This window comes from Cupriavidus basilensis (assembly GCF_008801925.2).
In the GTDB taxonomy this organism is placed as follows: domain Bacteria; phylum Pseudomonadota; class Gammaproteobacteria; order Burkholderiales; family Burkholderiaceae; genus Cupriavidus; species Cupriavidus basilensis.
In genome coordinates this window covers 2,113,228-2,138,812 of the sequence record NZ_CP062803.1, presented here as the reverse complement: position 1 = coordinate 2,138,812, position 25,585 = coordinate 2,113,228, and the positions used below count along the sequence as shown (strand labels likewise).

Below are 25,585 nucleotides of genomic sequence, written 5' to 3'. Positions count from 1 at the left end.
TGCGAAAATAGCGAGTTCGCCGCAGTTTCCTGGCCAATCGTCTGGCCAAGAGTCGCCACGCGTCGCCAGTTGCCCGCCCGGCATTCGCCGGGCGCCGTGCACCGACTGCCTCACTGCACCACCCACAGCACCACCTATAAAAGCTACCAGAGCTTTACCAGCCAGCATGACTTACGCCGTCAAGGAAATCTTCTACACACTGCAGGGCGAAGGCGCCAACGCGGGCCGCGCAGCCGTGTTCTGCCGCTTCTCCGGATGCAATCTCTGGAGCGGGCGCGAGGAAGACCGTGCCAGCGCGGTCTGCCAGTTCTGCGACACCGACTTCGTTGGCACCGATGGCACCGAGGGCGGCAAGTACCGCACTGCCGAGGCGCTCGCCGACAAGGTGGCGGCCCAGTGGCCGCAGGCCGTGGACAGCAGCGCCGCCGGGCGTGCGCTGGTGGTCTGCACGGGCGGCGAGCCGCTGCTGCAGCTGGATGCGCCGCTGATCGACGCGCTGCATGCGCGCGGCTTCGAGATCGCCATCGAGACCAATGGCACATTGCCGGTGCCCGAGGGCATCGACTGGGTTTGCGTGAGCCCCAAGATGGGTTCCGAACTGGTGGTGAAGCGCGGCGACGAGCTCAAGGTGGTGATCCCGCAGGATGGCCAGGATTTCGCCGCATACGAGCACCTTGATTTCCGCTATTTCCTGGTGCAGGCCATGGATGGCCCGCTGGCGCGGCAAAATACCGCGCTGGCGGTGGAGTTCTGCCAGCGCCGCCCGCTCTGGCGCCTTTCGCTGCAAACCCACAAGCTGCTCGGCATCCGGTAGGCAAATCGCGCAAATCGCGCCGGTACGCACCGGCACACCTCGGCACCCATTGGCCCACATGAACAAGCAAGTTTCCATTACCCGCCGGCTGGAGTTTGACTCCGGCCACCGCATTCCCAACCATGGCGGCCAGTGCCGCAACATCCATGGCCACCGCTATCGCCTGGACCTGACGCTGTCGGGCGAGGTGCTGCATCGCGCCGGCGCCTCGGACGAGGGCATGATCCTGGACTTCAGCGATATCAAGGCGCTGGCCACGGAACACCTGGTGTCCAAGTGGGACCACGCCTTCCTGATCCATCGCGGCGATACCGCGCTGCTGAACTTCCTGCAGACCATGGACGGGCACAAGACGGTGGTGCTTGACGCCATCCCGACCGTGGAGAACCTGGCCCAGATCGCCTTCGACATGCTTGCCCCGGTGTTCAAGGATTGCTTCGGGCACCAGTTGCAGCTCACCCGCCTGGTGCTGTTCGAGACCCCGAACTGCTGGGCCGAGGTCAGCGCCGCCTTCAGCCTGCCGGCGCAGGACTGACTCGCCGCATGACGCAGCCGCGATGACCGAGCCGACCCTCCCGCCCGAGGCCAGCCTGGCAAGCCCGGATCTTTCCATGGATCCTGCGCTTGCGCGCGACTGCCGCTATATGCAGGCCGCGCTCGACGAAGCGCGCCTGGCCGAAGCCGCCGGCGAAGTCCCGGTGGGCGCGGTCGTGGTGTGGAACGACACCATCATCGCGCGCGGCCACAACCTGCCGATCCGCTCGGTCGATCCTTCCGCACACGCTGAAATGCAGGCGCTGCGCGCCGCTGCCCGCGTGATCGGCAACTACCGCATGCCGGAGTGCGAGCTCTACGTGACGCTGGAACCCTGCGTGATGTGCAGCGGCGCGATCCTGCATGCGCGGATTCGCCACGTGGTGTTTGGCGCCACCGATCCCAAGACCGGCGCCGCGGGCAGCGTGCTGAACCTGTTCGAGCAGGCGCAGCTCAATCACCAGACCACCATTGCCGGCGGCGTGATGGCCGACGCGTGCTCGCGCATGCTGAAGGATTTCTTTGGCGGCAGGCGCCGGGCCCAGAAGGCCGCGCAGAAGGCGGCGCAAGAAGCCGTACAGGAAGCCGCGCAGGCTGCGGGGGCAAGCGATGCGCCTGCCTGCGCGCATTGCGCCGCTGCCGCGCCTGTTGCCTCCACCAGCACCGACACCGACCCAAGCCAGAACCCCGACGCATGAGCCAGCCCACGCCTACGCCCACGCCAGCCACCGAAGTCCGCCTGATCGCGTCTTCCGGCTATCCGCACGACGTCGCCATCGCCGCGCGCGGCTGTGCCTGGCTCAAGGGGCAGGGCTTTCATGTCGGCAACCCGGATGTGCTGGCGCGCCGCTACCTGCGCTTTGGCGGCAGCGATGCCGAACGGCTGGCCGACCTGCACGCGATCGGCACCGGCGCGGCGCACGAGCTGACGCTGGCTGTGCGCGGCGGCTACGGGATTGCACGGCTGCTGGAGCGGGTCGACTTTGCCCGCATCGCCGAGCAGGCGCGCGCCAGCCAGACGCCCATCGTCGGCCACAGCGATTTCACGGCCTTCCAGCTGGCGTACCTGGCGGCCACCGGCGGCGTCACCTTTGCCGGCCCGATGCTGCTGGCGGATTTTGGCGCGGACGTGGTCGACCCGTTCATGTGGCAGCATTTCAACGGCGTGCTGCGCGATCCGGCGTACACCATCGACGTGGATGCGCCTCAGGCTGGCGGCCAGCCTTTCACGGGTGCGTTGTCGGGCACGCTGTGGGGCGGCAACATGGCGATGCTGTGCAGCTTGCTGGGCACGCCGTTCATGCCGGCGGTGCAGGGCGGCATCCTGTTCCTGGAAGACGTCAACGAGCCGCCTTACCGGGTCGAGCGCATGCTGCTGCAACTGGACCAGGCTGGCGTGCTTGGTGCGCAGCGCGCGATCCTGCTAGGCGACTTTTCCAACTACCGCGTGACGGATTACGACAACGGCTATGACCTGCCCACCGTGGTGGCGTACATGCAGGAGCGCCTGTCGGTGCCGGTCCTCACCGGCCTGCCGTTTGGCCACTGCCCGCGCAAGTTGACCCTGCCGGTGGGCGGGCAGGCGCAGTTGAGCGCACGTGCGGATGGATTTTCGCTGTCGCTGTCGGGTTACCCGGTGTTGAAAGCGGCGCCTTGCGCCCACATCTGAGGCTTATCGCTTCGTTCCTTTGCCCGCCAGTGGTAAAATCGCGGGTTGTTTCCCGAATTCCCTGCCCGGGCCCCGCGCCAACGCGCCACCAGGTTGCCATGCCTGGCTTTGCGCCGTCCACGCAGCCAAGCAAATCAAGCGATTAGCCATTTGCACAGCCATCAGCAGGGCGGCAGCCCGAGGCAAGCGCGGCAAGTCCCGCGCCTCATCATCCATACAAGGTCCCAGACGTGCTTTCTACCGCAAACATCACCATGCAGTTCGGCCCCAAGCCGTTGTTCGAGAATATCTCGGTCAAGTTCGGCGAGGGCAACCGCTACGGCTTGATCGGCGCGAACGGTTGCGGCAAGTCCACCTTCATGAAGATCCTCGGCGGGGACCTCGAGCAGTCCGCCGGCACCGTCATGCTGGAGCCGGGCGTGCGCCTGGGCAAGCTGCGCCAGGACCAGTTCGCCTATGAAGACATGCGCGTGCTGGACGTGGTCATGATGGGCCACACCGAGATGTGGGCCGCCGCCGCCGAGCGCGACGCCATCTACGCGAACCCCGAAGCCACCGACGAAGACTACATGAAGGCCGCCGAGCTGGAGGCCAAGTACGCCGAGTACGACGGCTACACGGCCGAGGCGCGTGCCGGCGAGCTGCTGCTGGGCGTGGGCATCCCCACCGACCAGCACCAGGGCACCATGAGCAACGTGGCGCCGGGCTGGAAGCTGCGCGTGCTGCTGGCGCAGGCCCTGTTCTCGAACCCGGACGTGCTGCTGCTCGACGAGCCGACCAATAACCTCGACATCAATACGATCCGCTGGCTGGAAGAAGTGCTCAACGAGCGCAACTCCACCATGATCATCATCTCCCACGATCGCCACTTCCTGAATTCCGTGTGCACGCACATGGCCGACATGGACTACGGCACGCTCAAGGTCTACCCGGGCAACTACGACGACTACATGGAAGCCTCCATGCAGGCGCGCGAGCGCCAGCTGGCGGCCAATACGCGCGCCAAGGAACGCATCGGCGAGCTGCAGGACTTCGTGCGCCGCTTCTCGGCCAACAAGTCCAAGGCCCGCCAGGCCACGTCGCGCCTGAAGCAGATCGACAAGATCAAGGTCGAGGACATCAAGCCGTCGTCGCGCCAGAACCCGTTCATCCGCTTCGAGTTCGACAAGAAGCTGCACAACCTGGCCGTGGAAGCCGAGGGCGTGACCAAGACCTACGATCGCAAGGTCATCAACAACCTGTCGATCGCGATCCAGGCCGGCGAGCGCGTGGCCATCATTGGCGAAAACGGCGCCGGCAAGACCACCTTGCTGCGCAGCCTGCTGGGCAGCGCCGTCAAGGGCGGCGTGGAAGTCGATCGCGGCACCATCAAGTGGGCCGAGAACGCCAATGTCGGCTATATGCCGCAGGACACCTTCGAGGAATTCCCGGTCGACCGCGACCTGATCGACTGGATGAGCCAGTGGACCCAGGCCGGCGACGACGACCAGTCGCTACGCGGCACGATGGGCCGCCTGCTGTTCTCGGCCGACGACATCAAGAAGTCGGTCAAGGTGCTGTCCGGCGGCGAGAAGGGCCGCATGATCTGGGGCAAGCTGATGCTGGGCCGCCACAATGTGCTGGCGCTCGACGAGCCGACCAACCACATGGACATGGAATCCATCGAATCGCTGCAGATCGCGCTGGACAAGTTCACCGGCACGCTGATCTTTGTCTCGCACGACCGCGTGTTCGTCAGCGGCCTGGCCACGCGCGTGATCGAAGTGCGCAACGACGGCACGCTGACCGACTACCTGGGTACGTATGACGAGTACCTGGAGTCGCAGGGTATCGACGGCTAAGCGGCAAGCGCCAGCCGAGCCAACAAGAAGGGCCGCCATGTGCGGCCCTTCTTGTTTTTGCGGCCGCGATCCATTGCGGCCACCTTGGTTGCTTGCTTAGGCCGCTCAGGCCGATGCATGCCCGTCGTCGCGCACCATCTTGTCAAGCTGGTCGATGATGGCGCCGGCCGTAATCTCCCCTTTGGCCTTGTGCAGGGCGCTGTATAGCGGGTCGCGCAGCGCCGCCAGTTCCGCCGGGCTGCCGGCCTTTTCCACCTTGACTTGCAGCAGGTAGCCGCGCAGGCCCAGATGATGGCCGATGACATCCGTATAGAAGTGATAAAGCTGCTGGTAGGTGCCGCCCGCGGGTTGCGGGGAGGCTGGCGCAGGCAAGGTGTCGTCCCATGACGGCACATTGGCACCACGCATGCTGTGCATGGGAAACAGGCTGTCGGCCTTGGCATCGCCATGGCGATCCACGCTGGCGGTCGGGTTTGCGGGGCTGGTAGCCGCCGCAGGCTGTGGCGCATTCTCCGCGCGGATCAGGCCGGCAGCCAGCAGGGCGTCGATGCTCTCCGGTCCGATGCCCATGCCGCCGGTCTGGGCCAGCAGCTCGCTGCGCCGGCGCTCGCCATTGACGATCAGCAGCAAGGCGCGCAGCTTATGGTCCAGTTTGCGCGCGCGCGTGCGGATTTCGTCCTGGCCTTGCTCGGTCTTATGAAAAACCGGGTCGGTCATGTCTCGCTCCGTTGTTATAGGTCGAGCAGCGCTGTGTGGTATACCGCACTTTGCGTCATGCATGCATCATGCGGCTTGCCGGCCGATTATCGCCACGTTGTTTGGGGCGCTGGCGCGCTGCAAAAAAAACGAGTCGCTAAAGCGCACTACAATGTGATGCACCATAAAAGTAACAAAATTTGCACCAGCCTATTCACCCAACTGAAAACTGTGGCCATGCAACAACGAGACAAACTCTTTATCAACGGTAAGTGGGTTGCCCCGCACGGTACCGGCCTGATCAACGTCATCCACTCCACGACCGAAGCCGTCATGGGCCGCATCCCCGAGGGCCACGCACGTGACGCCGAGGATGCCATCCAGGCAGCGAGAGCCGCTTTCGACAGCTGGTCGGCCACGCCGCCCAGCGTGCGCGCGGACTATATCCGCAAGATTGCCGAGGGCCTGAAGGCGCGCAGCGAGGAACTGGCGCAACTGATCGCCGGCGAAGTCGGCATGCCGATCAAGATGGCGCGCGCGATTCAGGTCGGCGGCCCGGTCTACAACTGGACGCAGGCCGCCAAGCTGCTCGAGACCTTCGTGTTCGAGGAAGAAGTCGGCAATTCCCTGGTGGTTCGGGAGCCGGTGGGCGTGGTCGCGGCCATTACGCCGTGGAACTACCCGCTCAACCAGATCACGCTGAAAGTGGCGCCGGCGCTGGCCGCGGGCTGCACGGTGGTGCTCAAGCCGTCCGAAGTGGCGCCACTCAATGCCTTCGTGCTGGCAGAGGTGATCGAAGCCGCCGGGCTGCCGCCAGGCGTATTCAACCTGGTCACCGGCTACGGTCCGGTGGTGGGCGAGGTACTGGCCAGCCACCCGGAAGTCGATATGGTGTCGTTCACGGGTTCCACGCGCGCTGGCAAGCGGGTGTCGGAGCTGGGCGCGCAGAGCGTCAAGCGCGTGGCGCTGGAGCTGGGCGGCAAGTCCGCTTCGGTGATCCTGGACGACGCGGACCTGGCCGCCGCGGTCAAGGGTACCGTGGGCGCCTGTTTCCTCAACTCCGGGCAGACCTGCTCGGCGCATACCCGCATGCTGGTGCCGCGCGCGCGCTACGACGAGGTCAAGGCCATTGCCAGGAAGGTGGTCGAGGGCTATACCGTGGGCGACCCGTTGCTGGAGACCAGCCGCCTCGGCCCGCTGATCTCAGCCGCGCAGAAAGACCGCGTGACCGGCTATATCCAGCGCGGCATCAACGAGGGCGCTGAGCTGGTTGCAGGCGGCCCCGAGGCGCCCGAAGGGCTGGACAAGGGCTTTTTCGTCAAGCCGACGGTGCTGGGCAATGTCGATCCCAAGGCCACGGTGGCGCAGGAAGAGATCTTCGGCCCGGTGCTGTCGATCATCTGCTATGACACCGAGGAAGATGCCGTGCGCATCGCCAACGACAGCATCTACGGATTGGGCGGCGGCGTGTGGTCGGGCGACGAGGCGCGCGCCATCCGCGTGGCGCGCCGGATCCGCACCGGCCAGGTCGACATCAACGGTGGCCCGTTCAACATGCAGGCGCCGTTTGGCGGCTACAAGCAGTCCGGCAACGGGCGCGAAGCCGGCAAGTACGGGCTCGAGGAATTCCTCGAGTACAAGTCGCTGCAGATGAGGAAGCCGGCAGCCTGAGGCCGGCGGCTCGCGAGGAAAAATGCCCGGCTGGTCCGGGCATTTTTCATGGGTCGGTTCGCTGGCTCGATTCACGTTGGCTGCACGCATGATTCGGCGATAATGCCGGAGTGCCATTGACCGGCAAGCGGGACTGAACGAGGAACCTGCGCACGGGGCAAGAGGCATGGGACCAAGAACATAAATATAAGCGCGGGCGCGACACGCCACGCGGGGAGAGGGATCGATGCGTTGGTTGAAACGGCTGGCCTGGCTGGTATTGACGCTGGCGGTGCTGCTGCTGGTCTGCGCGTTTGGCGCTTATGTCTGGTATCGCCAGGCATCGCAGCCGCAGACCGCGGGCACGCTGAAGCTGCCCGGCTTGCGCGAGAGCGTCTCGATCGTCCGGGACCGCCATGCCGTGCCGCATATCAAGGCGGCCAATGCACAGGATGCCTACTTTGCGCTCGGCTTCGTCCATGCGCAGGATCGGCTGTGGCAGTTGCAGATGAGCAAGCGCATCGTGTCCGGCCGGCTGGCGGAAATCCTGGGGCCGAGCGCGCTGGATACCGACCGTTTCCTGCGTACCCTGGGCGTGCGGCGCAATGCCGAAGCCATCCTGGCCCAATCCTCCGCCGAGACCCGGGCCATGTTGCAGGCCTATGCCGATGGCGTGAATGCCTATATCGATGGCCGCAAGGGGCCGTTGCCGCCGGAGTTCCTGATCTTGCATACCCAGCCCGAGCGCTGGGAGCCGGCCGATACGCTGGCCTGGCAGACCATGATGGCGTGGGACCTGGGCGGCAACTGGACCCAGGAGACGTTGCGCATGCGGCTGGCGCAGGTGCTGCCCGTGTCGCGCATCAACGAGCTGCTGGCGCCTTATCCTGGCGAACGGCCGCTGCGCACCATGGACTACGGCAATCTCTACCGGCACCTGGCGCCGCTGGCCACGGCCATGGCGCGTGTCGAGCAGCAGGCGCCGGCAGGCTATGTGGAGGGCATGGGCTCGAATAACTGGGTGGTATCGGGCGCCCATACGCGTTCGGGCAAGCCGCTGCTGGCCAATGATCCGCACCTCGGGCTGCAGGCGCCGGCGCTGTGGTACTTCGCCCAGATGCAGGCTCCCGGGCTGGATGTCACGGGCGCCACGCTGCCCGGCATGCCGGCGGTGGTGCTCGGGCATAACCAGCGCATCGCCTGGGGCTTCACCAATACCGCGCCGGACGTGCAGGATCTCTATATCGAGCGCTTGCAGCCTGGCAGCACGCAGCGCTACCAGACGCCGGACGGCTGGGCTGAGTTCGTCACGCGCACCGAGACCATCCACGTCAAAGGCGCGCCCGACGTGACGCTGAACGTGCGCGAGACGCGCCACGGCCCGGTGATCTCGGATGTGGCCGAGCCGGTGGCGACCGCCGCGGCCCCGCTCGGGGCGCAGTACGTGGTGGCCTTCCAGTGGACCGCGCTGCGTGCCGACGACCGGACCGTGCAGGCCGGGTTGGCGCTGAACCGCGCCACCGACTGGGCCAGCTTCCTGGCGGCGATGCGCGATTTCCATTCGCCGCAGCAGAACATCGTCTACGCCGATGTCGATGGCAACATCGGCTTTATCGCGCCGGGCCGCGTGCCGCTGCGCCGCGCCGACAATGACCTGAAGGGGTTGGCACCGGCCCCCGGCTGGGACGCGCGCTACGACTGGAGCGGCTTCATCCCCTTCGAGCAATTGCCGCGCAGCTTCAATCCGCCCGAGGGCGTGATCGCCACCGCCAACCAGAAGATCGTCGAGGACGACTACCCGTATTTCCTGACCAGCGAATGGACCGTGCCGTATCGCTACCAGCGCATCCGCACGCTGATCGACGCCACCGAGCGGCACACCATGGACAGCTTTGGCGCGATCCAGAAAGACACGCTCTCGCTCGCCGTGCGCGATGCCTTGCCGCTGCTGCTGGCATCTCCCATCGCCAGCGACCCGGCACTGCCGGAGCGCGAGCGCGCGCTGATCGCATCGCTGCGCAAATGGGATGGCGACATGCAGCCCAGGCTGTCCGAGCCGCTGGTCGCAACCGCATGGCTGCGCGAGCTGTCGCGCGTGCTGTTCGAGGACAAGGTCGGAGATCCGCTGTTCAACCGCCTGTGGGAGCAGCGTAACGTGCAGCAGCCCATGCTCAACGTATTGCGCAATCCGCGGGGGCAAGGCGCGTTCTGGTGCGACGACAGCACGACCCCGGCAACGGAGAGCTGCGACGATGCCATCGCCAAAGCCTGGCGCCTCGCCATTGCCGACCTGGACCGGCGCTATGGCGACAAGCCTGAGCGCTGGCGCTGGGGCCAGGCGCATGCGGCCCGCTCCGAGCACAAGCCGTTCGGCAAGCAGCCTTACCTGGCGGGTTTGTTCAACGTCAAGGTGCCCAGCGGCGGCGACACCTATACGGTCAACGTGGGGCGCCACAACCTGCGCGACGAGGCGGCGCCGTTCGAGAGCGTGCACGCGGCCAGCCTGCGTGCCATCTACGACCTGTCAGACCTGGCCGAGTCGCGCTTCATGGATTCGACCGGGCAATCGGGCAACGTGACGTCGACCCATTACCGCGACTGGACCGACAAGTGGGCCGCGGTGCAGTACATCACCATGGCGCCGGGCCGCCGCGCGCCGGGCAACGAGGCCTTCGACACACTGGTGTTGCAACCGGCCGGCAAGCGATGACGATGACGATGACCGAGGTATCCATTCCCATTGGCTGCGTGTTGCTGGGCACCGTGCGCCCGTTCGGCCCCAAGGGGGTGCCTAGCGGCATCGACAAGCAGGCGGTGGACGGGGCGGTGCGCGTCACCGTGCTGGGTCTGGCCGGAGACGGGCAGGGAGACCCCAGGCACCATGGCGGCCCCGAAAAGGCCATCCACCACTACGCCTTCGATCACTATCCGGCCTGGCGTGAAGAACTCTCGCCGCTATCCACGCAGGCGGCCGAGGTACTGGCACGGCCCGGCGCGTTCGGCGAGAACGTGAGCACTGCCGGCCTGACCGAGGCCGATGTCTGCATTGGCGATCGTTTTCGCCTGGGCGGGGCCTTGGTCGAGGTGTCGCAGGCACGCCAGCCATGCTGGAAGCTGAACCATCGCTTCGGGCACGCCGGCATGGCGCGCGCGGTCCAGCAAAGCCTGCGCACGGGCTGGTACTACCGGGTGCTGGAAGAGGGCGGCCTGGCGCGGGGCGACAGCCTGGTGCTGGTCGAGCGGCCGTATCCGGACTGGAGCTTGCGGCGGCTGCTGCACGTGCTCTATGTGGATCGGCTGGATGCGGACGCCTTGTTCGCCATGGCGGCGCTGCCGGCACTGGCCGAGAACTGGCGCAAGCTGGCACGCCAGCGGCTGGAGCGGCGCGAGGTGGAGGATATGGAGCGGCGCCTGGCAGGCGGTTGAGCCTAAGCCTAAGCCGGCCACCGTGGGCGGAAGAGTCGGCCCTGGCTTAGCCCTGGCGGAAGCGCTTGCCTTTGCCCTCGCGCGTGATGCGTTCCCACACGGCCAGTTTTTCCGCGTCGTCCATGAAGACCCAGTTGCTGACTTCCATGGCGCTGCGCCCGCAACCCTGGCAGATCTCGTCGAACAAGGTCGAGCAGATGCCGATGCACGGGCTGTCCGGGCGGTCGAACAGGCTTTCGTCGCCGCGTGGTGCATTCGGATGCGATTCCGGCTGTGACTCCGGCTGCCCGTCGGTTAGCTGGGCGGATTGGCTGGGGTCTTGCGGGTTTGACGGCATGCGGCTGGGTGGCGGGGCGGATGGGCGCTCATTATAAACGGCTGGCTGCCCCGGCCTTGGCTGCCGGTTGATGACGTGGGAGGTCATTGAGCGGCGCCGCCGTCGCGTCTACGCTGGAGCCAGCCTGATCGTACCGATCCTCCCAAGGAGACCATGGTGCTGTCCCTGATTCCCGCCTTGTCCAGCGCTGCGAGCGCCGCAGCCACGCCGGCATCGGTCAGGATGCCGGCGGCCCGCACCGGATCAGAACTTGTGGCGAATGCCGAGCGTCGCGCCAAACTGGTTCGCACCAGCCTGAACCTATGCACTTTTGGTCAGGCTAATGTTGTTGAAGCCGTTCACGCTCAGGTTCGGGTCGCCTTGTTTTTGCCGTAAGACAGGGAAGCGTAGAGGTCGGTGGGCTTCGCCCGGGCCATGAACGCGTGCGTTTGGGCCCGGCAGGCTTGACGCGGCCTGTGTTTCGTCAGGTGTCAGGAGTGGAGTGCGGGGGAGCCGAGGTTGGCAGCCGCCGCGCCGGGCGCAGCGCGTTCACGCGCCATCAGGAAGACGATGGCGGCGGCGATCAGGTCGAACACTGCCAGCAGCACGAACAGCGGGCTGTAGCCGATATGCGTGACGGCAATGCCGAACAGCAGCGTGAACAGGGTCGCGCCCAGGTAGCCGCTCATGCCTGCCAGGCCGGTGGCTGTCGCCACTTCGTTCTTGCCAAACGCGTCGGACGTGATCGAGTAGAGCGCGCCCGACAAGGTCTGGTGGGCGAAGCCGCCGACGCACAACAGCGCGATGGCGCTGTACGGGCTGTCCACCAGGCCAACACAGGCCGGACCGATCATCGCCAGGCAGCCGACCAGCATGACCAGCTTGCGCGAGGTAAACAGCGACACCTTGAGGTGCTTGTGGAACCACGGGCTGAGATAGCCCCCCAGCACGCAGCCGATGTCGGCGGCAAGGAAGGGCAGCCATGCGAACATCGCGATCTCCTTGATGTTCATATGGCGCTCGGTTGCCATGTAAAGCGGAATCCAGGCGTTGAAGGTTTGCCAGGCCGGCTCCGACAGGAAACGGGGAATCGCGATCGACCAGAAATTCCGGCTGCGCACGATTTCGAGCCAGCTTGCCTTGGCCACGTTGGCATCCTTGTGCTGCGCCTCCTGGCCGGCAAGGATATATTCGCGTTCCTGGTCCGACAGGCGCTGCTGATTCTTCGGGTGCTTGTAGCAGAGCATCCACAGTACGGTCCATGCCACGCCCAGCGCGCCGACGATGATGAAGGCCCGTTGCCAGCCGCCGTTCAGGATTGTCCACACGACCAGCGGCGGGGCGCACAGCGCGCCGATCGACGAGCCGATGTTGAACCAGCCGATGGCGATCGAGCGTTCCTTGGCGGGGAACCATTCCGTCGTTGCCTTGACGCCACCGGGGATGCCGGCGGCTTCGGCCAGGCCAAGCAAGCCGCGAAAGAACGCCAGGCCTTGCCAGCCTGAGGCCAACGCGGCGGCGGCGCATGCCAGCGACCACGCCAGCGCAAAGATGCCAAAGCCGATCTTGGTGCCGATGGCGTCCAGCACCAGGCCGGCGACCGGCTGCATCATGGCGTAGCAGACCTGCCAGGCCACGACCACATAAGAGTACTGCTGGGTCGTCATGTGCAACTCCGACATCATTGTCGGTGCGGCAACGGATAGCGTATTGCGTGCCAGGTAGTTGACGATCAGCCCCATCGTGACCAGGCTGACCATCCACCAGCGCATGCCCTTTATGTGTTTCATCATGTCTCCTTGTATTTATGGATTCGCGGCAAAGCCGTGTACCGCTCTACGTCGTTCTCGATCCTGGCTGGCCCCAGGGCCAATCCACGCAGATCAGGCGGCTAAAGCAAGCGGCCATTGATCGTCGGCGTGGGGCATCGGTTGGAAATCAAGCCTCTTGGCTTACGCGCTACTTGCGCGCGCCGCCATGCCGCTGTGCCTCTGGCGTGAAATCGATGCTCGCGAAACTGCCGCCCTGGTACTGGCGGCCGATGGCATCGAGCGGGTTCGGGCCGGCGAGAATCTCTTCGGCGAAGTCCTCGGCATTCTGTTTGGGCTGGTAGTGCAGGCGCGCCGCGCCATCGTTGTTCCAGCAGCTGCGCGCATTGGCGGAGACGCCCCACACGACGAGGAAGCCAAGGTCAGGCACCGTGATGCTCTGCTCGATGAGATGCACGAGATCTTCGTGTCCGAGCCAGGTACTTAGATGCCGAAACTCTTGCGGTCTTTCCACGCAGCTGCCGATGCGCACGCAAACGCTCTCGATGCCGTGCTTGTCCCAGTAAAGACGGGCGAGCCCTTCGCCCCACATCTTGCTCAAGCCGTAAAAGCCATCCGGGCGAAACTCGCAGTCGGTCGAGAGTTGTTGGTCCACCGGATACATGCCGATCGCGTGATTGGAGCTCGCGAACACGATGCGTCCGACCTTCTGGCGCCGCGCGCCCTCATAGACTTCGACGAGCGCCCGCAGGTTGTTGTCGATGATCTCCGGCAGGGGGCGCTCGACACTCGTTCCAGCCATGTGAATCAGCACGTCGACACCGTCCAGCAGGCGGTCGACCACGGCCGGGTCGCGCAAGTCGCCACGCATTACCTCTTCGCCCTCGGCGACCGGTGCGAGCGACTGCGAGTTGCCCGACGAACGCAGGTCATAGCCTCGCGCCAGCAGGGCGGCCCGCAGCACGGTGCCCAACTGGCCGCCGGCGCCGCTTAATGCAATCTTGGTCACGATATGAAATCTCCGTCTTGTTTGGTCTGGCCTGGCCTGGCGTATGGAGCGCTGCGCTCTGATCCCATGGCGAGTACCAGTTGAACCGGCCTCGCAATCATTCATGGGATGTCATACAACGTGGCTTAAATTTATTTGTCCGACAAGTGCATTTAAAGTAGGACAACTTTCTTAGGATTTCAAAGGATTGTCAACGACAACGATCGGGAAACCGGGTTTACCCCGGGCTGAAGATGGCTTAATGGCCATATTTCAAAAAGTGAATTGGCGTGCCGAACTGTTGATGGACTACGCATGCGGTATGTTAGTCTGACAGCTTGTGCAACAACCCATACGCCGGCCAACCGGCGGAGCAGCAGGAGCAAGGCGTGGACGAATTGGTATTGACGGCAACCGACAGCACCAGTCTTTCGGAGCAGGTTTGCAAGCTGATCATCGGAGCGATCCTGCGGGGAGAGTTTTCCGCGGACCAGAAGCTACCGACGGAAGCCGATCTGGCCAGCCGTTATGCGGTATCCCGGACAACCGTACGGGAGGCGCTGTCGCGCTTGCGATCCGAAGGCATCGTGGTCTCGCGGCGGGGATCCGGAAGCTATATCCAGCGCATGCCGGTACGCGGGCAGCCGGTCACTCCCCAGATCTCGAGCATCGCCGACATCGAGCACTACTATGCATTCCGCCTTTGTGTGGAAGTCGGCGTGGCTGAGATTTCAGCGCAGATGCGCACCGATGCGGACATCGAGGCCATTCGCGCCGCCTATGCCGCGCTGGACCGCGCGCAGGAAAGCGAGATGTCGGGCGTGGAGGAAGATCTGCAGTTGCATCTGGCCATTGCGCGGGCATCTCACAATCCTTTCTTCGTGCCCACGGTCGAGCATGCGCTCGGCCCGATTCGCCAGTGCATGGAACTGGCCCGTAACCTGGGGCAGACGCGCAATCCCACGCGCTTCGAGCAGGTCCAGGCCGAGCATCTGGCGATCATCGAGGCTATCGTGCAGCGGTCACCGACTCAAGCCTCGATCGCGATGCGCCGGCATATCGAGAATGCCAGGCGTCGAATTTTCGAGGGTGCCTGATTCATCGTCGTGAGCCGGCGCGGGTCCTGTCCAGGTGCGGTAGGGGCGTGCTGACCCATGTCGGGCGCTCGCTTGCTCGATGTTGTATGGTAACTTTGGCTAAGTACGGCAGCCCGGTTGTCTTTCGTCGGTGCCGTCACGAATCATGGTGCTTCGGCACCAATCTCAGGTGGCAGGCTGGTGCAAATGAGGTTCGCGATGCGCTCTATGTTATAGGACATCAGATATCTTAGGCTGGAGGGTGACGTGCCTGTCGCGCAGGCTGCATCAGCCGGGCTGGCCCTGGGCGACGTTCCGCGGCTCGGCGTCGAGTTGTCGCGCCAGCTCATCCACCGCGCGCCGGATTGGCTGACCGCTCCTCGCTACTTTGGCAAGCGTCAGTGCCCCTTGCCAGCCGCAGATCACCAGGCCGGCGAGCTCGGTGGCGCGTACCCGTGGGATCCCGCGTGCCGCGAAGGCATCGGCCAGCACGGCTTCCCATGCGGCAAAGGCGGCGTTGCCCGCTGCCGCCACGCCCTCGGCCTCCGGGGCGATTTCCAGCAGGATGGTGGAGATCGGGCAGCCGTCACGATAGTCGGACTGGGCCATCCAGCCGGCCATCAAGACGCCATAGGCCCGCACGATCGCCCCCGGCGAGTCATGTTCCGCGCATAGCTGCGTGAGCGTCGCACGCACAAGTTCGCCGGCGTACACGATGACTTCCTCGGCGATCTGCTCCTTACCTTTCGGGAAGTAGTGGTAGAGCGAGCCCTTTGGCGCACCGCTCAGTGCAACGATGTCATTGGTGCCGCTGGCGGCGTAGCCATACCGGCGAAAGAGCACGGCGGCGGCGCGGACGATCTTGTCCCGATGTTTGGCTTGAGCGGCCATGTGATGAAGTCCTCGATGGTTGGAGGGGTTGCTATCCCCCGGGAATTATATAGACTGGTCTACATTAAAAATAGTGGTTGAGCCATCACGGCCTCAACGATACGACCAGGAGACACCACAATGACCAGCGTCACGGCCGAACACACCGACCTTCCTGCCGACCTTCCGGCTGGCTTCGTGCCACATTTCCGCCATAGTCCGCTGACCGATCCCTGGGAGCCGCTGTACTCGAGGCGCTCGGACCAGGCCATCGTGCTGGCGGTGAAGCTAGCCCAGGCCCACACCAACGCACGCGGATTTGCCCATGGCGGGCTGATCACGGCCCTGGCGGACAACGCCATGGGGCTGTCGTGCGGCATGCAATTCACCGAGCCGCGTAGCCTGGTCACCGTGAACCTGTCGATCGACTTCCTCAATGTCGCAAGGATCGGGCAGTGGCTGATGTTTGAAACGTCATTCACCAAGGTCGGCGGCACGCTGTGCTTTGCCCAGGCTTTCGTCACCGCCGACGGCGTGGCTTGCGCCAGGGCCAACGCAACGTTCCGGGCCATGCAGTGAGTTTTTTCCGTGGATCTCAATCAGGCAGGGTAATGCAATGACAGCAGATACGAGCAGCACCAACGCGGCCACCAATGCGACCGCCAGCGCAACCACCAACGGCGCCTATTCGCTGGACACGGTCAAGCGCGTCAACCAGACCGCCGCCTTCAACCGGTGGCTGGGCTTCGAGGTGATCAGCGCGCAGGGCGGGGCAGCGGAGCTGCGCATGGCCTGGCACGAGCAAGCCACGCAATACGCGGGATTTCTCCATGCGGGCGTGATCGGCGCCCTGGTCGATACCGCCTGTGGATTCGCGGCCACCACGGTAGGGGGGCCGGTGATGGCTTCCCACTATTCGGTGAACTGCATGGCGCCGGCCGTAGGGCAGGCGTTCGTGGCGCGGGCCAGCGTGACCAAGGCAGGCAAGCGGCAGGTGTTTGCCAGGGCGGAAGTGTTCGCGGAACAGGCCGGTGGCGAGCTTCGGCTGGTGGCCTCGGGCGAGGTCATCTTCGTGCCTGTCGAGCCGCAGACCGCCAAGCCATCCGTGCCACAGGATTGAGATTCTTTGCCTGGTGCTCATTAGCGCAATTAACGGCCAGATATTTGCGCCCTACGACCCAACCAGTGCCATCCCATGGGGTGCCGCAATTCGGGCCACGCGAGGCTTCGGCAAGCCAGGCAAGCCTGCAGGGCGAGAGGTAAGGCTTGAATGGAAAATGGCAGTCCGATCGCGTAGCGAGCGGACTGCCATTCGAGCGTCGCGGACAGGGCGGGAGATGCGGGTCCACTCTGGCGATCGTTGCAGATCGCGGCAGCTTCGGGATAGTCCCGGTGGCGGGCGCCGTGGCTGGCCATGCGGACTACACGGCCAAGGGCATGGCACCCCTGGTCAGGCGCAATCAATCCAGCGTGAAACCCGCGCCGCCACGTCAGCGTGCCTCAGAAGGCGTCGCCGGGCACGCGCACCCATCCTTCCATCAGCACCCGGGCGCTGCGGCTCATGATGGCCTTGGTCACGGTCCATTCGCCATCGACCTGACTGGCTTGCGCGCCCACCCGCAAGGTGCCCGAGGGATGGCCAAAGCGCACTGCGTTGCGCTCGCCGCCGCCGGCAGCCAGGTTCACCAGCGTGCCGGTGATGGCCGCCGCGGTGCCGATGGCGACCGCGGCCGTGCCCATCATGGCGTGATGCAGCTTGCCCATGGACAAGGCGCGCACGAGCAGGTCGACGTCGCCGGCGGCAACCCGTTTGCCGCTGGAGGCCACGTAGTCGGCCGGCTTGGCGACAAAGGCCACCTTCGGCGTGTGCTGACGGGTGGCGGCCTCATCGATATGTTTGATCAGGCCCATGCGCACCGCGCCGTGGGCGCGAATGGTCTCGAACATTGCCAGCGCCTTGGCATCGCCATTGATGGCGTCCTGCAGCTCGGTGCCTTTGTAGCCGATGGATTCCGCGTCCAGGAAGATGGTCGGAATGCCCGCATTGATCATGGTGGCCTTCAGCGTGCCGACGCCGGGAACCTCGAGATCGTCGACCAGGTTGCCGGTGGGGAACATGGCGCCGCCGGCGCCGTCTTCCTCGGCCGCCGGATCCATGAACTCGAGCTGGACTTCGGCGGCGGGGAAGGTCACGCCGTCCAGCTCGAAGTCACCGGTTTCCTGCACGGCGCCATTGGTGATGGGTACGTGCCCGATGATGGTCTTGCCGATATTGGCCTGCCAGATGCGCACGATGGCCACGCCGTTGTGCGGGATGCGGCTGGGGTCGACCAGGCCGGCACTGATGGCGAAGGGGCCGACGGCAGCGGAGAGGTTGCCGCAATTGCCGCTCCAGTCGACAAACGGCTGGTCGATCGAGACCTGGCCGAACAGGTAGTCGACGTCGTGATCGGGCTTGCTGCTTTTTGAGAGGATGACAGTCTTGCTGGTGCTGGAGGTAGCGGCACCCATGCCGTCGATCTGCTTGCCATAGGGATCGGGGCTGCCGATGACGCGCATCAGCAGCGCGTCGCGGGCGGCGCCCGGCACCTGCGCGGCTTCGGGCAGATCCTGCAGGCGGAAGAACACGCCTTTGCTGGTCCCGCCACGGATGTAGGTGGCGGGGATCTTGATCTGGGGTACGTGGGCCATGGAAAATTCGTCCTGATGAAAGCGGGCGGTACGTCGCCATACCGCCCGAACACGTTGCGGGTCGATACGCCTGCGCGCTTACGCAGCGGCCTTCGACGATTCGAGGAAGTCCTGCGCGAAGCGCTGCAGCACGCCGCCGGCTTCGTAGATCGACACTTCTTCCGCGGTATCGAGGCGGCAGGTCACCGGCACTTCCACGCGCTCGCCGTTCTTGCGATGTATCACCAGGGTGAGGTCGCAGCGCGGCGTGCGTTCGCCGATCACGTCGTAGGTCTCGGTGCCGTCGATGCCCAGCGTGGTGCGGTTGACACCAGGCTTGAACTCCAGCGGCAGCACGCCCATGCCGACCAGGTTGGTGCGGTGGATGCGCTCGAAGCCTTCGGCCACGATCGCTTCCACGCCGGCCAGGCGCACGCCCTTGGCGGCCCAGTCGCGCGAGGAGCCCTGGCCATAGTCGGCGCCGGCCACAACGATCAGCGGCTGCTTGCGGGCCATATAGGTCTCGATGGCTTCCCACATGCGGGTAACCTTGCCCTCTGGCTCGATGCGGGCAAGCGAGCCCGGCTTGACCTTGCCGTCCACCACCACCATTTCGTTCTTCAGGGTGGGGTTGGCAAAGGTGGCGCGCTGCGCCGTCAGGTGGTCGCCGCGGTGGGTCGCGTAGGAGTTGAAGTCTTCCTCCGGCAGGCCCATCTTGGCCAGGTACTCGCCGGCCGCGCTATCGAGCATGATGGCGTTGGATGGCGACAGGTGGTCGGTGGTGATGTTGTCGCCCAGCACGGCCAGGGGCCGCATGCCGGTGAGCCCGCGTTCGCCAGCCAATGCGCCTTCCCAGTAGGGCGGGCGGCGGATGTAGGTGCTCATCTCGCGCCAGTCGTAGAGCGGGTTGGCCTTTTCGCCAGTGTCGGCGGTCACGGCGAACATTGGTTCGTAGACCTTGCGGAACTGCGCTGGCTTCACGCTGGCGGCAACCACCGCGTCGATCTCTTCGTCGGATGGCCAGATGTCCTTCAGCGTCACCGGCTTGCCGTCGGCGTCGGTGCCCAGCACATCCTTTTCGATATCGAAGCGGATGGTGCCAGCGATGGCGTAGGCCACCACCAGCGGCGGCGAGGCCAGGAAAGCCTGCTTGGCATACGGATGGATGCGGCCGTCGAAGTTGCGGTTGCCGGACAGCACGGCGGTGGCGTACAGGTCGCGGTCCACGACTTCCTTCTGGATCACCGGATCCAATGCACCGGACATGCCGTTGCAGGAGGTGCAGGCATAAGCCACCACGCCAAAGCCCAACTGCTCCAGTTCCGGCAGCAGGTTGGCTTCTTCCAGGTAGAGCGTCACCGCCTTGGACCCCGGCGCCAGCGAGCTCTTCACCCACGGCTTGCGGGTGAGGCCGAGCTTGTTGGCGTTGCGCGCCAGCAGCCCGGCGGCCACCATGTTGCGCGGGTTGTTGGTGTTGGTGCAGCTGGTGATGGCGGCGATGATCACGGCGCCGTCCGGCATCAGGCCGGGCTCGTTCTCGACCTTGCCGCTGATGCCGCGCGCGGCTAGCTCGGAGGTGGGCACGCGCTTGTGCGGGTTGGACGGGCCGGCGATGTTGCGCACCACGGTGGACAGGTCGAACCTGAGCACGCGCGGGTACTCGGCATGTTTCAGGCTGTCCGCCCAGAGGCCGGTTTCCTTGGCATACGTTTCCACCAGCTTGACCAGCGCATCGTCGCGGCCGGTGAGCTTGAGGTATTTGATGGTCTGCTCGTCGATGTAGAACATCGCGGCAGTGGAGCCAAACTCCGGCGCCATGTTGGAGATGGTGGCGCGGTCGCCCAGCGTCAGGTGGGTGGTGCCTTCGCCGAAGAATTCGAGGTAGGACGACACGACCTTTTCCTTGCGCAGGAATTCGGTCAGGGCCAGCACGGTGTCCGTCGCGGTGATGCCCGGCTGCGGCTTGCCGGTCAGCTCCACGCCGATGATGTCCGGAAGGCGCATCCAGGAGGCGCGGCCCAGCATCACGCTTTCGGCTTCCAGGCCGCCCACGCCGATGGCGATCACGCCCAGCGCGTCCACCATGGGGGTGTGGGAGTCGGTGCCGACCAGCGTATCGGGGAAGGCCACGCCGTCTTTCACCTGCACCACCGGGCTCATGCGCTCGAGGTTGATCTGGTGCAGGATGCCGTTGCCCGGCGGAATCACGTCGACGTTCTTGAAGGCCTTCTTGGTCCAGTTGATGAAGTCGAAGCGGTCTTCGTTGCGGCGGTCTTCGATGGCGCGGTTCTTCGCGAACGCATCGGGATCGAAACCGCCGCACTCGACGGCCAGCGAGTGGTCCACCACCAGCTGTGTCGGCACGACCGGGTTGACCATGACCGGGTCGCCGCCCTGGGCAGCAATCGCATCGCGCAGCCCGGCGAGATCGACCAGCGCGGTCTGGCCCAGGATGTCATGGCAGACCACGCGCGCCGGGAACCATGGGAAATCCAGTTCCTGCTTGCGTTCGATGATCTGCTTGAGGGAATCGGTCAGCGTAGCCGGGTCGCAGCGGCGCACGAGGTTCTCGGCCAGCACGCGCGACGTGTACGGCAGCTTGTCATACGCGCCCGGCTGGATGGCGTCGACCGCGGCACGCGTGTCGAAGAAGTCCAGCTGGGTGCCGGGCAGCGGTTTGCGGTTTGCAGTGTTCATTTTTTAGGGACGAAAGAGAGTAATGATCAGGGGGTAGTGGCCCAGCTTTGCGGCCAACTACCCCCTTCTCCCACGGGCGGTACAGGGGAGCAAACCGGCAGCCGGCTAGATTACTTGCGATCCTTGATCGGCACGAACTTCAGGTTTTCCGGCCCGGTGTAGTTGGCGCTGGGGCGGATGATCTTGTTGTCGATGCGTTGCTCGATGATATGCGCAGCCCAGCCCGAGGTGCGGGCGATCACGAACAGCGGGGTGAACATGGCGGTGGGCACGCCCATCATGTGATAGCTCACCGCGCTGAACCAGTCCAGGTTGGGGAACATCTTCTTGGCGTCCCACATGGTGGTTTCCAGGCGCTCGGCGATGTCGAACATCTTCATCGAGCCGGCATCCTTGGACAGGCGCCGCGCCACTTCCTTGATCACCTGGTTGCGCGGGTCGCCGGTGGTGTACACCGGGTGGCCGAAGCCGATCACCACTTCCTTGTTCTCCACGCGGCGCGAGATGTCGATATGCGCCTCGTCCGGGCTGTCGTAGCGCTTCTGGATCTCGAACGCCACTTCATTGGCGCCGCCGTGCTTGGGGCCGCGCAGCGCGCCGATGGCGCCGCAGATCGACGAGTACATGTCCGAGCCCGTGCCGGCGATCACTCGGCCGGCGAAGGTGGAGGCGTTGAACTCGTGCTCGGCGTACAGGTTGAGCGAGGTCTGCATGGCGCGCTCCCACAGCGCGGACGGCTTCTGGCCGTGCAGCAGGTGCAGGAAGTGCGCGCCGATGGTGTCGTCGTCGGTTTCGACTTCGATGCGCCGGCCGTTATGGCTGTAGTGGTACCAGTACAGCAGCATGGAGCCCAGGCTGGCCATCAGGCGGTCGGCGATGTCGCGCGCGCCGGGGGTGTTGTGGTCGTCCTTTTCCGGCAGCACGGTGCCAAGCACGGACACGCCGGTGCGCATCACGTCCATCGGGTGGGCGCTGGCGGGCACCCATTCGAGGGCGGCCTTGACGTTGGCGGGCAGGCCGCGCAGGGCCTTGAGCTTGGCCTTGTAGGCAGCCAGTTCGGCGCGGGTGGGGAGCTTGCCGTGCACCAGCAGGTGGGCGACTTCCTCGAATTCGCAGGTCTCGGCGATGTCGAGGATGTCGTAGCCGCGGTAGTGCAGGTCGTTGCCGGTACGGCCGACCGTGCACAGCGCGGTATTGCCGGCGGTCACGCCCGACAGGGCGACGGATTTCTTCGGCTTCGGGGCGGCTAGCGGTTGCGCTTCGGACATGGGGGAAGTCTCCTTGGGGTTGCTGTGCTCGTGTGCTGTTCGGATGCTGCTGATGTGCTTACTTGGCCTTGCCCTGGGCAAACAGGGCGTCCAGTTTCTGCTCATAGGCGTGATAGCCGATGCTTTCGTACAGCTCGGCGCGCGTCTGCATGGTATCGACCACGTTTTGCTGCGTGCCGTCGCGGCGGATTGCAGCGTACACGTTTTCGGCGGCCTTGTTCATGGCGCGGAAGGCCGACAGCGGGTAGAGGACCATCGACACGCCGGCACCACCCAGTTCCTCGGTGGTGAACAGCGGCGTAGCGCCAAATTCGGTGATGTTCGCCAGCACCGGCACCTTCACGGCGTCAACGAACTTGCGGTACATGGCCAGGTCGGTCATGGCTTCCGGGAAGATGGCGTCGGCGCCGGCTTCCACGCAGGCCACTGCCCGCTCGATGGCCTTGTCCAGGCCTTCCACGGCCAGTGCGTCGGTGCGGGCCATGATGACGAAGTTCTCATCGGTACGGGCATCGACGGCCGCCTTGATGCGGTCGACCATTTCGCCCTGCGAGACGATTTCCTTGCCGGGGCGGTGGCCGCAGCGCTTGGCGCCGACCTGGTCTTCGATATGCATCGCGCCGGCGCCGAACTTGATCAGCGACTTGGTGGTGCGTGCCACGTTGAAGGCGGAAGCGCCAAAGCCGGTGTCCACGTCGACCAGCAGCGGCAGGTCGCACACGTCGGTGATGCGGCGCACATCGGTCAGCACGTCGTCCAGGTTGGAGATGCCCAGGTCCGGCAGGCCGAGTGAGCCCGCGGCCACGCCGCCGCCAGACAGGTAGATGGCGCGGTAGCCCGCGCGCTTGGCCAGCAAGGCATGGTTGGCATTGATCGTGCCGACGACCTGCAGGGGATGCTCATCGGCCAGGGCCTGGCGGAAACGGGCGCCGGCGGAGCGGGCGAGGTCGGAAGTGGAGAAGGTCATGATCATCGCTTTAGGAGTGGACCGCTGACAAGCGCAAGGGGTGTGCCAGCTTGCATTTGGCCGCGCATCGGGCCTCACCCAGGAGCGCGGGCGTAGGGCAGTGCCCTTGTCAGGCCTGGGCTGGCGGAGATTCCCGAAGCTTCGCGGCCCGCCCCTGCGTTGCATCCCTGAGGTGTGATGAATTTCAAAATTGAAAGAATCGCGTTTCAATATTGAAATGCAATCCGTGGGGGCGCACAATCTCAAGATTAGCGCCATCCGGCATCTCTGCAGCGTTTTCCGTCTCCATGCAATCCGGCATCCTCCCGTCCATTCCCCCCTCCGGCGCCGCCACGCCGGCCCGCCCGCGGATCTGGGCAATCGGCATCAGCCGCCTGTCACGGGCCTTTGCCGACCTGATCCCGGCCTACGCCGCGCAAGCCGAGTTCCGCATCGTGGGCAAAGGCTACGCGGCGGCGGCCAGCGCCATTGCCCGCGAAGCGCGCGAGGGCAGGCTCGATGCCGTGGTGGCGGGCGGCTCCAATGGCGCCTACCTGCGCCAGCATGTCGATGTACCGGTGGTGCTGGTCAAGGTGACCGGCTTCGACGTCATGAGCGCGCTGGCGACGGCGCGGCGCATCTCGCCGAAGGTGGCGCTGGTGACACACGCTGCCACCTATCCGGAGGTGGACGAATTCGTGCGGTCTTTTTCGCTGTCCATCCCGGCCTACACGTACCTGACCGAGGACGATGCCGCCGCCCGCGTGAAGGCCCTCAAGCAAGAGGGCGTGAAAGTGGTGGTGGGACCGGGCATGGTGACCGACCTGGCGGACAAGATCGGCCTGATCGGCGTGTTCCTGTACTCAGGCAATTCGGTGCGGGGTGCGCTGGAGGATGTGATCGAAGCGGCTCGCCTGCGCCGCATCGAGTCCGGCCGGCGCGACTACGTCAACACCATCCTGGCTCACCTGAACGAAGGCGTGGCCGCGGTCGACGCGGACGGGCGAATCCAGACTTACAACCCGGCCATGGAGCGTTTTCTCGGCACGGCGCCAGCCGCCGCGCTGGGCCGCAAGCTGCAAGCGCTGGCCCCCGCGCTCTCGCTCGACGGCGTGATGCAGAGCGGCAGCAAGGAGCTCGAAGCCATCCACAAGCTTGGCGACAAGATGGTGGTGGTCAACCGCATCCCCATCGTCACCGAGAGCGGCGCCACCGGCGCGGTGCTGACGCTGCAGGATGCCAATGCCATCCACCGGGTCGACCGCAACCTGCGCTCGCGCAGCCGCGCGCGCCCGGCTGGCGTGCGCTACAGCCTGGACGACCTCGCCGGCGCATCTCCGGCCATGCATCACCTGCGCGAACTGGCGCGGCGCTATGCGGCGGTGGATTCCACCGTGCTGGTGGGCGGCGAAAGCGGCACCGGCAAGGAGGTGCTGGCCCAGGGCATGCACGACGCCAGCCCGCGCCGCGTATTCCCGTTCGTGGCGGTCAATTGCGCGGCGTTCCCCGAGACGCTGCTGGAAAGCGAGCTGTTCGGCTACGAAGAGGGCGCCTTTACCGGCGCACGCCGCGGTGGCAAGGCGGGCTTGTTCGAGTCCGCCCACAATGGCACGCTGTTCCTGGACGAGGTGGGCGATATGCCGCCCGCGCTGCAGACCCGCTTGCTGCGCGTGCTGCAGGAAAAACAGGTGCTGCCGATCGGCGGCCTGGATGCCGTGCCGGTCAATGTGCGGGTGATCGCCGCCACGCACCGCAACCTGGGCGAACTGGTCCGCCAGGGCAGCTTCCGCCAGGATCTCTACTACCGCCTCAATATCCTGCGCATCGAGATGCCGCCGCTGCGCGAGCGCACCGGCGACCTGCCCGAGCTGGCGGAACTGCTGTACCGCCGTGCCCAGGAGCGCCTGGGGCAGCAGGCGCCGCAGCCGCTGCCGCAAGCGGTGCGGGCGAGGCTGGCGGGCTATGCCTGGCCGGGCAATATCCGCGAGCTGGAAAACGTGACCGAACGCATCGCCGTGCTGGTAGCGGGGCGCAAGCTGGCACCCCGGGATTTGCTGGATGAATTGCAGGCGGCGGCGCCGGAGCTGTTTGGCACGGAGCCGCAAGGCGAGCCTGCGCCGCCGGCTGGCGGCTTGCGCAGCGCGGCGGATAAGACAGACGCGGGAGGTACGGGAGGTAGAGGGGGGCACGATTCGACTGAGGCCGGCTCGCTCGCAGGCGTGGCACGCGTCAGTCAGGCCGAGCATATCCGGCGCGTGCTGGCGCAATGCGGGGGCAACCGTGCCGCCGCCTGTCATCAGTTGGGCATCAGCGCCACGACCCTGTGGCGGCGCCTGAAAGAGGCGCCGTAGCCAT

General features: G+C 65.4%; 22 protein-coding genes. 13 read left to right on the top strand and 9 right to left on the bottom strand.

Features of this window, described 5'->3' with window-relative positions; all coding sequences use genetic code 11:
- Window positions 1-166 precede the first annotated feature (166 nt).
- The 5 genes from queE to F7R26_RS09655 all read left to right on the top strand — a co-directional run bounded on the left by queE (window position 167) and on the right by F7R26_RS09655 (window position 4,858).
- Entirely contained in the window at window positions 167-814 is a 648-nt protein-coding gene (gene queE, locus F7R26_RS09675; protein ID WP_150983377.1) for a 7-carboxy-7-deazaguanine synthase, read from the top strand.
- Window positions 815-872: 58 nt separating this feature from the next.
- Entirely contained in the window at window positions 873-1,349 is a 477-nt protein-coding gene (gene queD, locus F7R26_RS09670; RefSeq protein WP_006159634.1) for a 6-carboxytetrahydropterin synthase QueD, read from the top strand.
- A 22-nt stretch (window positions 1,350-1,371) separates the two neighbouring features.
- Window positions 1,372-2,046, top strand: coding sequence for a tRNA adenosine(34) deaminase TadA (gene tadA / locus F7R26_RS09665; RefSeq protein ID WP_150983376.1), 675 nt, complete (start codon window positions 1,372-1,374; stop codon window positions 2,044-2,046).
- Window positions 2,043-3,017 carry a muramoyltetrapeptide carboxypeptidase gene (ldcA, locus tag F7R26_RS09660; RefSeq protein ID WP_150983375.1) on the top strand — a complete coding sequence of 325 codons (975 nt, stop codon included), beginning with the start codon at window positions 2,043-2,045 and terminating at the stop codon, window positions 3,015-3,017. Before tadA ends, ldcA begins: the two co-directional genes overlap by 4 nt.
- 230 nt (window positions 3,018-3,247) lie before the next feature.
- Window positions 3,248-4,858, top strand: a complete 1,611-nt coding sequence (locus F7R26_RS09655) for an ABC-F family ATPase (protein ID WP_150983374.1) — start codon at window positions 3,248-3,250, stop codon at window positions 4,856-4,858.
- Window positions 4,859-4,963: 105 nt separating this feature from the next.
- Here F7R26_RS09655 and F7R26_RS09650 read toward each other — a convergent pair whose 3' ends face one another.
- The gene (locus F7R26_RS09650; RefSeq protein ID WP_150983373.1) at window positions 4,964-5,575 is read right to left on the bottom strand and encodes a hypothetical protein; all 612 of its coding nucleotides are present in this window, start codon (window positions 5,573-5,575) and stop codon (window positions 4,964-4,966) included.
- A gap of 216 nt (window positions 5,576-5,791) precedes the next feature.
- Between F7R26_RS09650 and F7R26_RS09645 the strand changes: the two genes are divergently transcribed.
- The 3 genes from F7R26_RS09645 (at window position 5,792) to F7R26_RS09635 (ending at window position 10,630) form a co-directional block, all read left to right on the top strand.
- A complete protein-coding gene (locus tag F7R26_RS09645) occupies window positions 5,792-7,225 on the top strand; it encodes an aldehyde dehydrogenase family protein (protein ID WP_150983372.1) in 1,434 nt (477 codons plus the stop codon).
- 226 nt (window positions 7,226-7,451) lie between these two features.
- Window positions 7,452-9,914 (top strand): penicillin acylase family protein, encoded by a 2,463-nt coding sequence (locus tag F7R26_RS09640; protein WP_150983371.1) that lies wholly within the window; start codon window positions 7,452-7,454, stop codon window positions 9,912-9,914.
- A 2-nt stretch (window positions 9,915-9,916) separates the two neighbouring features.
- On the top strand, window positions 9,917-10,630 hold the full coding sequence (locus tag F7R26_RS09635) for an MOSC domain-containing protein (protein WP_416351317.1): 714 nt from the start codon (window positions 9,917-9,919) through the stop codon (window positions 10,628-10,630).
- Between the two features lie 46 nt (window positions 10,631-10,676).
- On the opposite strand, the gene F7R26_RS40930 is transcribed toward F7R26_RS09635, so the two are convergent.
- Window positions 10,677-10,862 carry a DUF1289 domain-containing protein gene (locus F7R26_RS40930; RefSeq protein WP_183031339.1) on the bottom strand — a complete coding sequence of 62 codons (186 nt, stop codon included), beginning with the start codon at window positions 10,860-10,862 and terminating at the stop codon, window positions 10,677-10,679.
- Window positions 10,863-11,120: 258 nt separating this feature from the next.
- Between F7R26_RS40930 and F7R26_RS09625 the strand changes: the two genes are divergently transcribed.
- Complete coding sequence (locus F7R26_RS09625) at window positions 11,121-11,342, top strand: hypothetical protein (protein ID WP_150983368.1); 222 nt, start codon at window positions 11,121-11,123, stop codon at window positions 11,340-11,342.
- A gap of 95 nt (window positions 11,343-11,437) precedes the next feature.
- On the opposite strand, the gene F7R26_RS09620 is transcribed toward F7R26_RS09625, so the two are convergent.
- Complete coding sequence (locus F7R26_RS09620) at window positions 11,438-12,736, bottom strand: MFS transporter (RefSeq protein ID WP_150983671.1); 1,299 nt, start codon at window positions 12,734-12,736, stop codon at window positions 11,438-11,440.
- Window positions 12,737-12,905: 169 nt separating this feature from the next.
- Window positions 12,906-13,724 (bottom strand): NAD-dependent epimerase/dehydratase family protein, encoded by an 819-nt coding sequence (locus F7R26_RS09615; RefSeq protein ID WP_150983367.1) that lies wholly within the window; start codon window positions 13,722-13,724, stop codon window positions 12,906-12,908.
- 368 nt (window positions 13,725-14,092) lie between these two features.
- Between F7R26_RS09615 and F7R26_RS09610 the strand changes: the two genes are divergently transcribed.
- A complete protein-coding gene (locus tag F7R26_RS09610; protein ID WP_241754472.1) occupies window positions 14,093-14,800 on the top strand; it encodes a FadR/GntR family transcriptional regulator in 708 nt (235 codons plus the stop codon).
- Window positions 14,801-15,067: 267 nt separating this feature from the next.
- Here F7R26_RS09610 and F7R26_RS09605 read toward each other — a convergent pair whose 3' ends face one another.
- Window positions 15,068-15,670 (bottom strand): TetR/AcrR family transcriptional regulator, encoded by a 603-nt coding sequence (locus F7R26_RS09605; protein ID WP_150983366.1) that lies wholly within the window; start codon window positions 15,668-15,670, stop codon window positions 15,068-15,070.
- 120 nt (window positions 15,671-15,790) lie between these two features.
- Here F7R26_RS09605 and F7R26_RS09600 point away from each other — a divergent pair, with 120 nt between their 5' ends.
- On the top strand, window positions 15,791-16,228 hold the full coding sequence (locus tag F7R26_RS09600; RefSeq protein WP_170301724.1) for a PaaI family thioesterase: 438 nt from the start codon (window positions 15,791-15,793) through the stop codon (window positions 16,226-16,228).
- 37 nt (window positions 16,229-16,265) lie between these two features.
- The gene (locus F7R26_RS09595) at window positions 16,266-16,769 is read left to right on the top strand and encodes a PaaI family thioesterase (RefSeq protein ID WP_150983365.1); all 504 of its coding nucleotides are present in this window, start codon (window positions 16,266-16,268) and stop codon (window positions 16,767-16,769) included.
- A 380-nt stretch (window positions 16,770-17,149) separates the two neighbouring features.
- Here the strand turns inward: F7R26_RS09595 and prpF are convergent, their stop codons facing one another.
- The 4 genes from prpF to prpB all read right to left on the bottom strand — a co-directional run bounded on the left by prpF (window position 17,150) and on the right by prpB (window position 23,251).
- Window positions 17,150-18,340, bottom strand: a complete 1,191-nt coding sequence (gene prpF, locus F7R26_RS09590) for a 2-methylaconitate cis-trans isomerase PrpF (RefSeq protein ID WP_150983364.1) — start codon at window positions 18,338-18,340, stop codon at window positions 17,150-17,152.
- A gap of 78 nt (window positions 18,341-18,418) precedes the next feature.
- Window positions 18,419-21,016 (bottom strand): Fe/S-dependent 2-methylisocitrate dehydratase AcnD, encoded by a 2,598-nt coding sequence (gene acnD / locus F7R26_RS09585; RefSeq protein WP_150983363.1) that lies wholly within the window; start codon window positions 21,014-21,016, stop codon window positions 18,419-18,421.
- Between the two features lie 110 nt (window positions 21,017-21,126).
- Window positions 21,127-22,284 carry a bifunctional 2-methylcitrate synthase/citrate synthase gene (gene prpC / locus F7R26_RS09580; RefSeq protein ID WP_193692149.1) on the bottom strand — a complete coding sequence of 386 codons (1,158 nt, stop codon included), beginning with the start codon at window positions 22,282-22,284 and terminating at the stop codon, window positions 21,127-21,129.
- 58 nt (window positions 22,285-22,342) lie between these two features.
- Window positions 22,343-23,251 (bottom strand): methylisocitrate lyase, encoded by a 909-nt coding sequence (gene prpB, locus F7R26_RS09575; protein WP_150990261.1) that lies wholly within the window; start codon window positions 23,249-23,251, stop codon window positions 22,343-22,345.
- Window positions 23,252-23,538: 287 nt separating this feature from the next.
- Here prpB and prpR point away from each other — a divergent pair, with 287 nt between their 5' ends.
- The gene (gene prpR, locus F7R26_RS09570; protein ID WP_193692148.1) at window positions 23,539-25,581 is read left to right on the top strand and encodes a propionate catabolism operon regulatory protein PrpR; all 2,043 of its coding nucleotides are present in this window, start codon (window positions 23,539-23,541) and stop codon (window positions 25,579-25,581) included.
- The last annotated feature ends 4 nt before the right edge of the window (window positions 25,582-25,585 follow it).